The organism is Pseudomonas sp. v388 (assembly GCF_003935425.1).
Classification (GTDB): domain Bacteria; phylum Pseudomonadota; class Gammaproteobacteria; order Pseudomonadales; family Pseudomonadaceae; genus Aquipseudomonas.
Genome location: NZ_RHQN01000002.1, coordinates 638,208 through 650,991 on the forward strand (window position 1 = coordinate 638,208; position 12,784 = coordinate 650,991).

14 protein-coding genes are annotated in these 12,784 nt (G+C 61.0%); 7 read left to right on the forward strand and 7 right to left on the reverse strand.

Going from position 1 to position 12,784, the window contains the following annotated elements; translation table 11 throughout:
• Positions 1–107: 107 nt before the first annotated feature.
• The 5 genes from EGJ27_RS06990 to EGJ27_RS07010 all read left to right on the forward strand — a co-directional run bounded on the left by EGJ27_RS06990 (position 108) and on the right by EGJ27_RS07010 (position 5,431).
• Complete coding sequence (locus EGJ27_RS06990; protein WP_125829996.1) at positions 108–1,022, forward strand: branched-chain amino acid ABC transporter permease LivH; 915 nt, start codon at positions 108–110, stop codon at positions 1,020–1,022.
• A 2-nt stretch (positions 1,023–1,024) separates the two neighbouring features.
• Positions 1,025–2,326, forward strand: coding sequence for a high-affinity branched-chain amino acid ABC transporter permease LivM (livM, locus tag EGJ27_RS06995; protein WP_177522962.1), 1,302 nt, complete (start codon positions 1,025–1,027; stop codon positions 2,324–2,326).
• Positions 2,323–3,198 (forward strand): ABC transporter ATP-binding protein, encoded by an 876-nt coding sequence (locus EGJ27_RS07000; RefSeq protein WP_125829998.1) that lies wholly within the window; start codon positions 2,323–2,325, stop codon positions 3,196–3,198. Before livM ends, EGJ27_RS07000 begins: the two co-directional genes overlap by 4 nt.
• Positions 3,195–3,911, forward strand: coding sequence for an ABC transporter ATP-binding protein (locus tag EGJ27_RS07005; protein WP_125829999.1), 717 nt, complete (start codon positions 3,195–3,197; stop codon positions 3,909–3,911). The genes EGJ27_RS07000 and EGJ27_RS07005 overlap by 4 nt, the downstream gene beginning before the upstream one ends.
• 755 nt (positions 3,912–4,666) lie before the next feature.
• Positions 4,667–5,431, forward strand: coding sequence for an SDR family oxidoreductase (locus EGJ27_RS07010; protein ID WP_125830000.1), 765 nt, complete (start codon positions 4,667–4,669; stop codon positions 5,429–5,431).
• A gap of 69 nt (positions 5,432–5,500) precedes the next feature.
• Here EGJ27_RS07010 and EGJ27_RS07015 read toward each other — a convergent pair whose 3' ends face one another.
• The 7 genes from EGJ27_RS07015 to EGJ27_RS25030 all read right to left on the reverse strand — a co-directional run bounded on the left by EGJ27_RS07015 (position 5,501) and on the right by EGJ27_RS25030 (position 10,433).
• Complete coding sequence (locus EGJ27_RS07015; RefSeq protein WP_125830001.1) at positions 5,501–6,718, reverse strand: AGE family epimerase/isomerase; 1,218 nt, start codon at positions 6,716–6,718, stop codon at positions 5,501–5,503.
• A 163-nt stretch (positions 6,719–6,881) separates the two neighbouring features.
• Entirely contained in the window at positions 6,882–7,454 is a 573-nt protein-coding gene (locus EGJ27_RS07020) for a HupE/UreJ family protein (RefSeq protein WP_125830002.1), read from the reverse strand.
• Between the two features lie 27 nt (positions 7,455–7,481).
• On the reverse strand, positions 7,482–8,096 hold the full coding sequence (gene ureG / locus EGJ27_RS07025) for an urease accessory protein UreG (RefSeq protein WP_125830003.1): 615 nt from the start codon (positions 8,094–8,096) through the stop codon (positions 7,482–7,484).
• Positions 8,097–8,115: 19 nt separating this feature from the next.
• Positions 8,116–8,790, reverse strand: a complete 675-nt coding sequence (locus EGJ27_RS07030; protein ID WP_125830004.1) for an urease accessory protein UreF — start codon at positions 8,788–8,790, stop codon at positions 8,116–8,118.
• Entirely contained in the window at positions 8,787–9,287 is a 501-nt protein-coding gene (ureE, locus tag EGJ27_RS07035; RefSeq protein ID WP_125830005.1) for an urease accessory protein UreE, read from the reverse strand. The genes EGJ27_RS07030 and ureE overlap by 4 nt, the downstream gene beginning before the upstream one ends.
• 287 nt (positions 9,288–9,574) lie before the next feature.
• Positions 9,575–10,207 carry a TetR family transcriptional regulator gene (locus tag EGJ27_RS07040; protein WP_125830006.1) on the reverse strand — a complete coding sequence of 211 codons (633 nt, stop codon included), beginning with the start codon at positions 10,205–10,207 and terminating at the stop codon, positions 9,575–9,577.
• Between the two features lie 97 nt (positions 10,208–10,304).
• Positions 10,305–10,433 carry a hypothetical protein gene (locus EGJ27_RS25030; RefSeq protein ID WP_256672692.1) on the reverse strand — a complete coding sequence of 43 codons (129 nt, stop codon included), beginning with the start codon at positions 10,431–10,433 and terminating at the stop codon, positions 10,305–10,307.
• On the opposite strand from EGJ27_RS25030, the gene EGJ27_RS24770 reads away from it, so the two are divergent.
• Positions 10,432–10,599 (forward strand): hypothetical protein, encoded by a 168-nt coding sequence (locus EGJ27_RS24770; RefSeq protein WP_158619336.1) that lies wholly within the window; start codon positions 10,432–10,434, stop codon positions 10,597–10,599. The two genes, EGJ27_RS25030 and EGJ27_RS24770, sit on opposite strands and share 2 nt — an antisense overlap.
• Before the next feature lie 74 nt (positions 10,600–10,673).
• A complete protein-coding gene (locus EGJ27_RS07045) occupies positions 10,674–12,740 on the forward strand; it encodes an AsmA family protein (RefSeq protein WP_125830007.1) in 2,067 nt (688 codons plus the stop codon).
• Positions 12,741–12,784 lie beyond the last annotated feature (44 nt).

Below are 12,784 nucleotides of genomic sequence, written 5' to 3' on the forward strand. Positions count from 1 at the left end.
TGGGCTCGCCACAGAGCGGGCCTGCGTTGCGCTGTTGCTGCGCTCGTCATTCCCTGGGGAATGGCGGGCGTAATCCTGAGCTGCCTTCAAGTGTGTGAGCGTGCGTGATGGACGGTATTTTCCTGCAGCAAATGGTCAACGGCCTGACCCTCGGGTCGGTGTACGGACTCATCGCCATCGGTTACACGATGGTCTACGGCATCATCGGCATGATCAACTTCGCCCACGGCGACGTTTACATGATCTCTGCCTATCTGGCTGCAATCGGCCTGGCAGTCCTCTCTTTCTTCGGTCTGGAATCGTTTCCGTTCCTGATTCTCGGTACTTTGATCTTCACCATCGTGGTGACCGGGGTCTACGGCTTCGTGATCGAGCGGGTGGCCTACAAGCCGCTGCGCAACTCCACAAGGCTGGCGCCACTGATCAGTGCCATCGGCATTTCCCTGATCCTGCAAAACTATGCGCAGATCAGCCAGGGCGCGCGCCAGCAAGGGGTTCCCACCTTGCTGGAAGGGGCCTGGCGTTTCGAGGTCGGCTCCGGTTTCGTGCAGATCACCTACACCAAGATCTTCATCCTCATCGCCGCTTTCGTCGGCATGGGCCTGCTGACCTACATCATCCAGTGCACCAAGCTGGGCCGCATGTGCCGTGCCACCCAGCAGGATCGCAAGATGGCATCGATCCTCGGCATCAACACCGACCGGGTGATTTCCTATGTGTTCATCATCGGCGCGGCCATGGCGGCACTGGCCGGCGTGCTGATCACCATGAACTACGGCACGTTCGACTTCTATGCCGGTTTTGTGATCGGCATCAAGGCGTTCACCGCTGCGGTGCTGGGCGGCATCGGCTCGTTGCCGGGCGCGATGCTCGGCGGCCTGATCCTGGGCGTGGCGGAGTCGCAATTCTCCGGTCTGGTCAACTCCGACTACAAAGACGTGTTCAGTTTCGGCCTGCTGGTGCTGATCCTGATCTTCCGTCCCCAAGGCCTGCTGGGTCGCCCACTCGTGGCGAAGGTGTGAGTATGTCTGCTGCTGATACTAAACCTGTTGATATCAAGAAAAGCCTGATCGACGCGGTCGTTGCCGGCCTGCTGGCGCTGATCGTGTTCGGTCCCATCGTCGGCATCGTGCTGGACGGCTACAGCTTCAACCTGGAGCCGACGCGCGTTGCCTGGCTGGTGGCGGTGGTCATGCTCGGCCGCTTCCTCATGAGCCTGTTCCTGCAGACGCCTCGGGGCCTGCGCATGGCCCAGAGCCTGGAAGGTCGCGACTCGGGTGTGCATGTGCTCAAGCCCGATCACAAGTCGAGCCTGTACTGGATCATTCCGCTGCTGATCGTGATCGCCATCGTCTTCCCGATATTCGCCAACAAGTACGTGCTGACCGTGGTCATCCTCGGCCTGATCTATGTGCTGCTGGGCCTTGGCTTGAACATCGTGGTGGGTCTGGCCGGGTTGCTTGACCTGGGCTACGTAGCCTTCTACGCGATTGGGGCCTACGGTCTGGCGCTGGGTTATCAATATCTGGGCCTGGGCTTCTGGTCGGCGTTGCCGCTGGCGGCAATCGCTGCGGCGCTGGCGGGATGCATTCTCGGCTTCCCGGTGCTGCGCATGCACGGCGACTATCTGGCCATCGTGACCTTGGGCTTCGGCGAGATCATTCGTCTGGTGCTCAACAACTGGCTGTCCTTCACCGGCGGCCCGAACGGCGTCCCGGTGCCGTCGCCGACGTTCTTCGGCCTGGAGTTCGGCCGGCGTGCGCGGGAAGGCGGGGTACCGATCCATGAATACTTCGGCTTCGATTACAACCCTGACCTGAAATTCCTGTTCATCTACGCGGTGCTGTTCATCGTGGTGCTGGCGGTACTGTTCATCAAACATCGCTTGACCCGCATGCCGATCGGTCGTGCCTGGGAGGCGTTGCGCGAGGACGAGATCGCCTGCCGTTCGATGGGCCTCAACCATGTGCTGGTCAAGCTGTCGGCGTTCACCATTGGTGCCTCGACGGCAGGTCTGGCGGGCGTGTTCTTCGCCAGTTACCAAGGTTTCGTCAACCCGACGTCGTTTACTTTCTTCGAGTCGGCGTTGATTCTCGCCATCGTGGTACTGGGCGGCATGGGTTCGACGGTCGGCGTGGTCATCGCCGCATTCGTGCTGACCGTCGCGCCTGAACTGCTGCGCAGTTTCTCCGAATACCGGGTACTGCTGTTCGGGATTCTGATGGTGCTGATGATGATCTGGCGCCCGCGTGGCCTGATCCGCATCAGCCGCACCGGCGTCAAGCCGCGTAAAGGTGCCTTGGTTACTGAAGGAGCGGCGCGATGAGCAATGAAATCGTACTTTCCGTCGAACACTTGATGATGCATTTCGGCGGTATCAAGGCGCTCAGCGATGTGAGCCTGAAGGTGCGCCGCAATTCGATCTTCGCCCTGATCGGCCCCAACGGCGCTGGCAAGACCACGGTGTTCAACTGCCTCACCGGCTTTTACAAGGCCACCGGCGGGCGCATCGAGCTGCACACCCGCGGCAAGGACACCAACGTCATCCAGTTGCTCGGCGAACCGTTCAAGGCCAGTGATTTCGTGTCGCCCAAGAGCTTTGTCAGTCGCGTCTACTACAAAATGTTCGGCGGCACGCACCTGGTCAACCGCGCCGGTCTTGCCCGCACCTTCCAGAACATTCGCCTGTTCAGGGAAATGTCGGTCATCGAGAACCTGCTGGTTGCCCAGCACATGTGGGTCAACCGCAGTCTGATCGCCGGCATTCTCAATACCAGAGGCTATCGCAAGGCCGAGGAAGATGCGCTCAGTACGGCGTTCTACTGGCTGGAAGTGGTGGATCTGGTGGACTGCGCCAATCGCCTGGCCGGCGAATTGTCCTATGGCCAGCAACGGCGGCTGGAGATCGCAAGGGCCATGTGCACTCGGCCGCAGGTGATCTGCCTGGACGAGCCGGCCGCGGGCCTCAACCCGCAGGAAACCGAAGCCTTGAGCGGCATGATCCGTTTGCTGCGTGATGAACACGACATGACCATCGTGCTGATCGAGCACGATATGGGCATGGTCATGGGTATCTCCGACGATATTGTGGTGCTTGACCACGGTAATGTGATTGCCGCCGGTGGGCCGGAACAGATTCGCAACGATCCGAAAGTGATCGCGGCATATCTGGGCGCTGATGAAGAGGAATTGGTATGAGCAAGCCGATCCTCGAAGTGAACGAGATCGATGTGTTTTACGGGCCGATCCAGGCTCTCAAGAAAGTTTCGCTGCATATAGATGAGGGCGAAACGGTCAGCCTGATCGGTTCCAATGGTGCCGGCAAATCCACACTGCTGATGTCGATCTTCGGCCAGCCACGGGTTGCGAGCGGGCAGATCATCTATCAGGGCACGGACATTACTCACAAGTCGTCGCATTACATCGCGTCCAACGGCATTGCGCAGTCGCCGGAAGGGCGTCGGGTGTTCCCCGACATGTCGGTCGAGGAAAACCTGATGATGGGCACTATCCCGATTGGCGACAAGCATTCGGCCGAAGACATGCAGCGCATGTTCGATCTGTTCCCACGGCTCAAGGAGCGCCGCAACCAACGCGCCATGACCATGTCCGGCGGTGAACAGCAGATGCTGGCCATCGCTCGCGCCTTGATGAGCCGGCCCAGGTTGCTGCTGCTCGACGAGCCGAGCCTCGGGCTGGCGCCGATCATCGTCAAGCAGATCTTCTCCACCCTGCGCGAACTGGCGTCCACCGGCATGACCATCTTCCTGGTCGAGCAGAACGCCAACCACGCACTCAAGCTGTCCGACCGTGCTTATGTCATGGTCAACGGCCAGATCCGCATGTCCGGTACCGGCAAGGAATTGCTGGTCAATGAAGAGGTCAGGAACGCTTATCTCGGCGGGCACTGATTTCGTATACAAAACGAGCAACATCAGCGAAGCCTTGAGGTTTTACAGCCTCAAGGCTTCCTTTTGCCGATTGTGGAAAACATTTTTGACGCAGCCTTGGGTTGCGACATAAAACCGCTGCAAACGCTTGTTTTGTCACGTTTTCGACTTGTTCAGGATTACTGTGGAACCGGCTGTTAATAACTTGGGTGTACTTGGCTGTAAGCCTTTAGATACGTGGGCTATAGCGGTGTGATCATTTTTCGTACAGTCGGTTTTGGGTCGCTGTCAGGCGCATTTGTCAACCAGTCAGGACCTGGTTGTTCGTACAGTAAAACATTGGGCGTTGCCTGTGGATAAGTCTGTGGGCAAGCGTTGGACACACCCGGCAACCCGGCTATTACCATGGGCTAGAGGCCATCACCGTCTTTGCAGAACCCTGTGGTGCATTGAGTACCGTCGCCAAAGTCAAGGTAAAAACTTCTGTCGCCTCGCCAAGAGCCCCGATTTCCGTGGCTTCCAGCGTTTCAGAGTTGCCCCCAGAGATTGTGGGCCTGACTGTGGATAACGTGGGCAAAACCCTCTGTAGCCCAGGCGGGCCGGGCGTTTGAAAGGTTTGGTTAATTTTCGTACAGCTGCACGTAACCGTTTCGGATTTTTCACGGGGGCGCTTGATCCGTTGCGCGCTCCACGGGCATTCTGCTGCCCTGCCATTCACTTATTCACACCCGTCAAAGTCAGGCCGCGCCTTTGTCGCGCCATGTCAGGAGAACGAGATGAGTTCCACAGTATTTATCACCGGTGCCACTTCCGGGTTTGGCGAGGCCTGTGCCCGCCGTTTCGCCGAGGCCGGCTGGTCGCTGGTGCTGACCGGTCGCCGCAAGGAACGCCTGGACGCCCTGAGCGCCGAGCTGTCCGCCAAGACCAAGGTCCACACGCTGGTGCTCGATGTTCGGGACCGTGCCGCGATTGAAACTGCCATCGCCGGGCTGCCGGAAGAGTTCGCCACCATCCGTGGCCTGATCAACAATGCGGGCCTGGCGCTGGGTATCGATCCGGCACCCAAGTGCGATCTGGATGACTGGGAAACCATGATCGACACCAATGTCAAAGGCCTGGTGTTCACCACGCGTCTGCTGCTGTCCCGTCTGATCGGCCACGGTCGCGGTGCGAGCATCGTCAACGTGGGTTCGGTGGCGGGTAACTATCCGTATCCGGGCGGCAACGTGTACGGCGGTACCAAGGCGTTTGTCGGTCAGTTCTCGCTGAACCTGCGCAATGACCTGATCGGCACCGGCGTGCGCGTGACCAACCTGGAGCCGGGGCTGTGCGAAAGCGAGTTTTCACTGGTGCGCTTTGGTGGCGATCAGGCCAAGTACGATGCAACCTACGCCGGTGCGGAGCCTATCCAGCCTGAAGACATCGCCGAGACCATCTTCTGGATCATGAACACCCCGGCTCACGTCAATATCAACAGCCTGGAGCTGATGCCCGTCAGCCAGACCTGGGCTGGCTTCTCGATTGACCGCAATCGCGGCTGAGTCTTTGCCGGAGCGCACATCTCGATCTTCCGGGAGACCGCGGTGCGTGCATCGCGGGCAAGCGCGCTCCTACCGGATGTCTGGCAGGGCGGTCGCCAATGAGGTACTGCCACTGCGGTTGTGCAGGTAGTCCTCAAGGCCGATGTAGCAGGTTGCCAGGTGATAAGGCGTGGTTGACGGCATGTCGCTGCGGCTGACCTGGCCATTGCCGTCCAGGCACTCGTTCCAGCCCTTGTCATGCAGGAACCGCTGCTGCAGCGCAAGGAGCTGACCGCACAGATTCGCTTTGCTGGCGGGGTGCAGCGCCAGTGCGCGCAGGTATTCCGCTTGTGCCCATATGCGCTGCGTGCCGTCCTGCATCTTGCCGTCCGGGGTGAGCATGGCTGCCACCGCGCCGGTGTCCGGATCGACGCCCTGGGCTTCAGCCTGGAGGAATGCACGGGTCAAGGACGCATGCAACGGCCTGCCGTGCATGTCCGGAGAAGATTGCAGCAGGAAGAACCACTCGAACTGATGACCGGGCTCATACCAGTTATCCACAGCGCCCAGCGGTTTTTCCAGCATGACGCCGGTGGCCGGGTCGACGAAGCGTCGCTGCATGTGGTCCACCAGGCCGTCCAGTGCAGACTGGGTGGCGGGGTCGGCGCGCAGCGACAACGTCGCCAGCAACGCCTCAGCCAGGTGCATCAGCGGGTTTTGCAGCGGGCCGCTGCCCAGCGACGACCAGTCTTGCGCCAGTTGCGCTTCATATAGGCCCGCGCCGTCGGCAAAACGCTCAGTGATCACTTCAAGCGCCGCATTGAGCGCCGATTCGGCCAGCGGTTCGCGGGTTCGTGCCCAGTAGTGCGCACAGGCGAAAATAATGAACGCGTGGGTGTACAGATCCTTGCGACGATCCAGCGGCTTGCCTAGTGGATCGATGCTGTAGAACCAGCCGCCATGCTCGGGGTCATGGAAGTGCTGCTGCAACGACCGAAACAGCGCACCGGCGCGGCCTCTGGCGTCGCTGACCTGTGGATGGCCGATCAGGCTGGAAAACAGAAACAGCTGACGCGCACAGGCCATCGCCCTGTAGCGCTGAGGCGGCAATGGCTGATGCTCTGCATCCAGCGCCTCGAACGGCAACGCCAGTTGGGAATTCCAGCCCGGCCCTTGCCAGAGCGGCACGATCACCCGCAGGAAGTGCTCCTGCAGGGAAGCGAATACGGCAGTCAGTTCAGGCGTAGGGGCGGAGCTGGAAACATGGGACATCGGCTGGCGTCGCGGCAGGGTTCGAATGCGCGACATGGTAGCAGGATTGCCGGGGGAGGTACCCGTTCCACAAAACCGAGGTTTGCGCGCCAACTGTGGGAGGGAGCTTGCTCGCGACTGCAGTGTATCTGCCAACGCGGGGGCGACTGAATGATCGCTGTCGCCAGCAAGCTGCCGCCCACAGGCCCGAAGTGGGGTGTCAAACCGCCAGCAACCAGACCCCGGCCGTAGCCGATGCGGCACCGGCCAGGCGGACCAGCGGCGCAGCCGCTTGTGGCAGCAGACGCACAACCGCGTAGCCTACGGCATGCAGCGCAGCGGTGGCGACCACGAAGCCTGCGGCATAGGCCCATGGGCTGGACATTTCCGGCAACTCAAGACCATGCGCCACGCCGTGAAACAGCGCGAACGCTGCCGTTGCTGCAACCGCCAGCACCAGCGGCGGACGCACCGCCAGCGCGACCGCCAGGCCCAGCGCCAGCACTGACGCAGCAATGCCGCTTTCCATCGCCGGCAGTTCAACCCCGGCGAAACCCAGTACGCCGCCGATCAGCATCGTGCCGACAAACGTGCAGGGCAGTGCCCAGCGAGCCGCGCCGTTTTGCTGCGCCGCCCATAAACCCACAGCGAGCATCGCCAGCAGGTGATCGAGGCCGCCGATCGGGTGGCCGAAACCCGCCATCAAACCGTTGTCGCCATGCCCCGGATGCGCCATGGCGAGGGTCGGAACCAGCAGAAGGGCGAGAGTGGCAAGGACGTTCTTGTAGTTCATCGATCAGGTTTCCTTACAGGTGTGTAATCAGGCGGCCGTCAGCAGGCCCTGGCGCTCAATGAAGGCAATGATCTGTTCCAGACCCTGGCCGGTTTTCTGGTTGCTGAACACGAACGGCTTCTCGCCGCGCATCTTCCTGGTATCGCTGTCCATCATTTCCAGCGAGGCGCCCACCAGTGGCGCGAGGTCGATCTTGTTGATCACCAGCAAGTCGGACTTGCAAATGCCCGGCCCGCCTTTGCGCGGCAGCTTGTCGCCGGCCGATACATCGATCACGTAGATCGTCAGGTCGGAAAGCTCGGGGCTGAAGGTGGCCGACAGGTTGTCGCCGCCGGACTCGACGATGATCAGGTCCAGGCCTTCGAAACGCCGGTTGAGCTGGTCCACGGCTTCCAGATTGATCGACGCGTCCTCGCGGATCGCCGTGTGCGGGCAGCCGCCAGTCTCGACACCGATGATGCGCTCGGGGGCCAGCGCTTCATTGCGCACCAGGAAGTCCGCATCTTCGCGGGTGTAGATGTCGTTGGTGACCACCGCCAGGTTGTAGCGCTCGCGCAGTGCCAGGCAAAGCGCCAGCGTCAAGGCTGTCTTGCCGGAACCGACCGGGCCACCGATGCCGACGCGCAGGGGTTGGCTGTTCATTGAGTTCTCCGTGGATGCTTCAGGACCGGAACAACCGGCTGTATTGACGTTCATGGGCCATGCTCGCCAGTGACAGACCGAAGGCGGCGCTGCCGATGTGGCGGATGTCCTGATGGGTGGCGTTCTGCTGCGCCTGCTGTAGCAACGGCAGCAGTTCGCTGGTCAGGCGTTGGGCCGCCTGCTGGCCAAGCGGCAGGGTTTTCATCAGCACGGCCAGCTGGTTTTCCAGCCAACTCCACAACCAGGCGGCCAGCGCGTCCTGCGGGCTGATTCCCCAGGCGCGGGCCGCCAGCGCCCAACCCAGCGCCAGATGCGGCTCGCTGGTTTGCTGAAGAAACTGCCGCGCCGGCAGATCCAGTTCCGGCAGGCCGTTGAGCAACTGTTGCAGGGAATAGCCCATCTGCCGACTTTCCAGATGCAGCTCGCGGGTTTCTCGACTGGCGCGATGTTCATCGCTCAGTTGCAGCAACTGCCCCCAGTTTTCCTCGGCGGCAGCCACGCAATGCGCTAGCAGCATGGGCGCTTCGAAACGCGCCAGATTGAGCAACAATTGATCACCAATCCAGCGTGCCGCGGTTTGCGGATCGACCACCACGGCGTTCTCCACCGCCATCTCCAGGCCCTGGGAGTAGCTGTAGCCGCCGATGGGCAGTTGCGGACTGGCCAGGCGCAATAGCGCCCAGGCGCTGTTCACGTGCGCACGCCGAATTGGTGCAGGCGCGGCGGGTAGTTGAAGTCCTCTTCCCCGGCGCGCGAGTGATGATGGCCGCCACCGTAGGCGCCATGCTCCGGCTGGAACGGCGCCTCGATGGTTTCCGTGGTGGCGCCCAGTTGATCGAGCATGGCCTTGAGTACGTAGTCGTCGAGCAGACGCAGCCAGCCATCGCCCACTTGCAGTGCGACGTGACGGTTGCCCAAGTGATAGGCCGCGCGGGTCAGTTCGAAAGTGCTGCTGCAGGTGACGTGCATCAGCTTCTCCGGCCGCGCACAGACACGAACCACACGGCCATCCTCGGCGCGCAGGAATTCGCCATCGTGCAGCGGCGGCTGCCCGCGCTGCAGAAACAGACCCACGTCTTCGTTATCTGCACTGAAGCAGCGCAGACGGCTCTTGCTGCGCGCCTCGAAATTCAGGTGCAGCTCAGCGGCCCATTCAGTTTGAGGTTCGATTCGGGTGTGAATCACCAGCATTGGAAAGCTTCCTGCCAATTGCAATGCTTCACGACAGAGCAAGGGGCTTGCCAACAGGGCATAAACGGAGAAAAGGCCGACAGCGACGGGTAACTAGGTCGCACAAGAATGACGTTGATGCGCTATTTGGGTGCGCATTTCACCTGGCGCGCTGAATCAGTGCATCTCGTTCCTGTAGGAGCCAGCGGGCGGCGATCCGTCTTGCTGGCGAAGAAGCTGATTGGATGCAAGATGATTATCGTCTGAGCTTACGCTTCGCCAGCACGCTGGCTTACAGGTGGAGGGAGTCAATCATGACTGCCCAATCCTCGCCAATGCCGTGCGCCGATAAAAATGAAGCGCAGCTGCTGGGTGATCTTCGCGTGGGGCGTCAGGTGCGGAGCGAGGGTGGCGGGCGGCGGGTCGATAAGCTCCGGCAGCATCGCGAACACGCTCTTGACCACCAGGTCGGCAATGATCGACAGCGCATCGGCGTTCAGGTGCTGCCACTTGGGCATCTTCGCCAGGTCGGCGGTAAGGTCGGCGCTGATGCCCTCGCGCAACGCGCCCAACGCCTGACGCACCTGAAGCGAGCCGCCGTACTGCTCACGGGCCAGGAACAGGAACTGCGAGCGGTTGGCCGCGACCCTTTCGAGGAAGATACGCACCGAAGCATGGATAAGCCCGCCCATGGCGAACTCGTTGTGGCGCACCAGGCGTATGGTTTCCCGGAAGGTTTGCCCGACTTCACTGACCAGCGCCAGGCCGAGCTGATCCATGTCATCGAAATGACGGTAGAAACCGGTTGGAACGATGCCCGCCGTGCGAGCCACTTCCCGCAGGCTCAGGCTGCCGAAGCCGCGTCCGCTTTCCATGAGTTGATGGGCTGCGTCGAGGAGGGCTCTGCGGGTCTGTTGTTTCTGTTCGGCACGGGGCAGCATGAGGCAAGCGATTCTGGGGATGGACTGGAGCGCACTCTAACAAAAGCGCCTGACAGGCGTCGAAGGGCTTTTCAACGCACACTGACAGCGTGTCCGGTCAGACGCGCTGGAATTGCTTGACCAGCCGATCCGGACCATTTTCGGCAATACGTTCGTCAGGGGCCGCCGCCGTGGCTGTGACGCAAAACATCGACAGCAGCAAGCCCATCAGCAGATGAGGTTTCATGACAGTGCTCCTCGCAAGAGCGGTGGAATGGCAGGTGGGCACTATGGCGCTGCGCTGGTCTATAAAGAACTTCATTACGCTGATGGTGAGAATCGACGAAAATGATCCGGGCGAGCCGGCCTTTGAAATTCATGAGCTTATTTCCCAAACCCAAGCAAACCCTTGAAGCTTTCGTCAGTCGAACAGCTATGTCGTACTCAACGCGCCACGGCTGGGGCGTTGTTTTTAGGAGAGTCATGCATGACGCGCAGCCGCAAGATTTTCGCCTGGACAGGCGCCACGCTATTAGTGGTGCTGGCCGTATTGATCATTATCATCGCCACCTTCGACTGGAACCGCCTCAAGCCCACCATCAACGAGAAAGTCAGCGAAGCCCTGCACCGACCGTTCGCCATCAACGGCAATCTGGGCGTTCAGTGGCAGCGTGAACCAGAGCTGGGCGGTTGGCGTGCCTGGGTGCCGTCGCCGCATTTCGTCGCGGACGACCTGACCCTGGGTAACCCCGATTGGTCGAAAAACCCGCAGATGGCGACCCTCAAGCGCGTCGAGTTCAGGCTCTCGCTGCTGCCCTTGCTGGTACAGCGAGTGTCCATTGCACGCATCGACCTGACCGGACCTGAAGCGAAACTGGAGCGCCTGGCCGACGGCCGTGCCAACTGGACGTTCGATCTGCCGGCCTCCGATCCGAACGCCGAGCCGTCGAACTGGGTGCTGGACATTGGCGCCATCAAGTTCGACAAAGGGCTGGTGGGTTACGACGACCGCACCCTGAACACTCAGGTGGATGTGGCCATCGACATGCTTGGCAAGCCCATCCCGTTCAGTGACATCGTGGGCAGTAAAGAAGCACAGAAAGCCCAGGACAAAGGTACGGTGCCGCAGGATTACGCGTTTGGCCTGGCGTACAAAGGGCAGTATCACGGCCAGAAACTGAACGGCACCGGCAAGATCGGCGGCCTGTTGGCACTCAAGGACGCGACGCAACCTTTTCCCGTGCAGGCCGATGTGAAAGTAGGCGATACCCACGCCACGATCGCCGGCACCCTGACCGATCCGCAGAATCTGGGCGAACTGGATCTGCGTCTCAAGCTATCGGGTGCGAGCCTGAGCAACCTGTACCCGCTGACCGGCGTCACGCTCCCGGATTCTCCGGCCTATTCGACCGATGGCCGGCTGATCGCCAAGTTGCATGAAGCCACGGGTGCAAGCTTCAGTTATCAAGGTTTCAACGGCAAGATCGGCGACAGCGATATCCACGGCGACCTGAAGTTCGTTGCCAGCCAGCCTCGTCCCAGGCTGAGCGGCAAGCTGGTATCCAATCAGTTGCTGTTCTCCGATCTGGCCCCGTTGATCGGCGCCGACTCCAATGCCGAGCAGAAGAAGCGCGGCGGCGAGAGCAAGCAGCCGACTGACAAGGTGTTACCGGTCGAGCAGTTCCAGACCGACCGCTGGCGCGCGATGGATGCCGACGTGGAATTTACCGGCAAGCGCATCGTGCAAAGTCCTGAGTTACCCTTCACCGACCTCTATACCCATGTGGTCCTCGACGACGGGCAACTGAGCCTCGTCCCGCTGCGCTTCGGCGTGGCCGGCGGCAAGCTGGACGCGGACATTCGTCTCAACGGCCAGACGACCCCGTTGCAGGGCCGCGCGAAGCTGTCGGCACGCAACTTCAAACTCAAGCAGCTGTTCCCGACGTTCGAGCCGATGAAGACGAGCTTTGGTGAACTCAACGGCGATGCGGATATCAGCGGCCAGGGCAACTCGGTGTCCGCGCTGCTGGGCACTGCCAATGGCGAGCTGAAAATGCTGGTGAACGATGGCGCGATCAGCCGCAGCCTGATGGAAATCGCCGGGCTCAATGTGGGCAATTACGTGGTCGGCAAGCTGTTTGGCGATCAGGATGTGAAGATCAACTGTGCGGCGACCGATTTCGGCATCAAGGATGGCCTGGCCACCAGTCGGCTGTTCGTATTCGATACCGAGAACGCGATCATCTACATCGATGGCACGGCCAACATGAAGACCGAGCAACTGGACCTGAAAATCACCCCGGAATCAAAAGGTTTCCGGGTGTTTTCCCTGCGCTCGCCGTTATACGTGAGGGGCGCGTTCGGCAGCCCGAGTGCCGGTGTGCAATCCGGCCCGTTGCTGCTGCGCGGCGCCGGCATGGTCCTGCTCGGCGCGACCGTCGGCCCTGCGGCGGGCCTGCTGGCGCTGATGGCGCCGGGCGACAACGAAGAAAACCAGTGTGGGCCGTTGCTGCAACAGATGAAAGAAGGCAAGGCGCCGAAGACCGTCAAATAAGTTTCAACCAATGTAGCAGCGAGCGTGTTCGCGAAGGGGCCGTT

Coding starts and splice junctions, on each gene's coding strand:
- EGJ27_RS06990 (WP_125829996.1), top strand. CDS start 108: ATGGACGGTATTTTCCTGCAGCAAATGGTCAACGGCCTGACCCTCGGG.
- livM (WP_177522962.1), top strand. CDS start 1,025: ATGTCTGCTGCTGATACTAAACCTGTTGATATCAAGAAAAGCCTGATC.
- EGJ27_RS07000 (WP_125829998.1), top strand. CDS start 2,323: ATGAGCAATGAAATCGTACTTTCCGTCGAACACTTGATGATGCATTTC.
- EGJ27_RS07005 (WP_125829999.1), top strand. CDS start 3,195: ATGAGCAAGCCGATCCTCGAAGTGAACGAGATCGATGTGTTTTACGGG.
- EGJ27_RS07010 (WP_125830000.1), top strand. CDS start 4,667: ATGAGTTCCACAGTATTTATCACCGGTGCCACTTCCGGGTTTGGCGAG.
- EGJ27_RS07015 (WP_125830001.1), bottom strand. CDS start 6,718: ATGTCGCGCATTCGAACCCTGCCGCGACGCCAGCCGATGTCCCATGTT.
- EGJ27_RS07020 (WP_125830002.1), bottom strand. CDS start 7,454: ATGAACTACAAGAACGTCCTTGCCACTCTCGCCCTTCTGCTGGTTCCG.
- ureG (WP_125830003.1), bottom strand. CDS start 8,096: ATGAACAGCCAACCCCTGCGCGTCGGCATCGGTGGCCCGGTCGGTTCC.
- ureE (WP_125830005.1), bottom strand. CDS start 9,287: ATGCTGGTGATTCACACCCGAATCGAACCTCAAACTGAATGGGCCGCT.
- EGJ27_RS07040 (WP_125830006.1), bottom strand. CDS start 10,207: ATGCTGCCCCGTGCCGAACAGAAACAACAGACCCGCAGAGCCCTCCTC.
- EGJ27_RS24770 (WP_158619336.1), top strand. CDS start 10,432: ATGACAGTGCTCCTCGCAAGAGCGGTGGAATGGCAGGTGGGCACTATG.
- EGJ27_RS25030 (WP_256672692.1), bottom strand. CDS start 10,433: ATGAAACCTCATCTGCTGATGGGCTTGCTGCTGTCGATGTTTTGCGTC.
- EGJ27_RS07045 (WP_125830007.1), top strand. CDS start 10,674: ATGACGCGCAGCCGCAAGATTTTCGCCTGGACAGGCGCCACGCTATTA.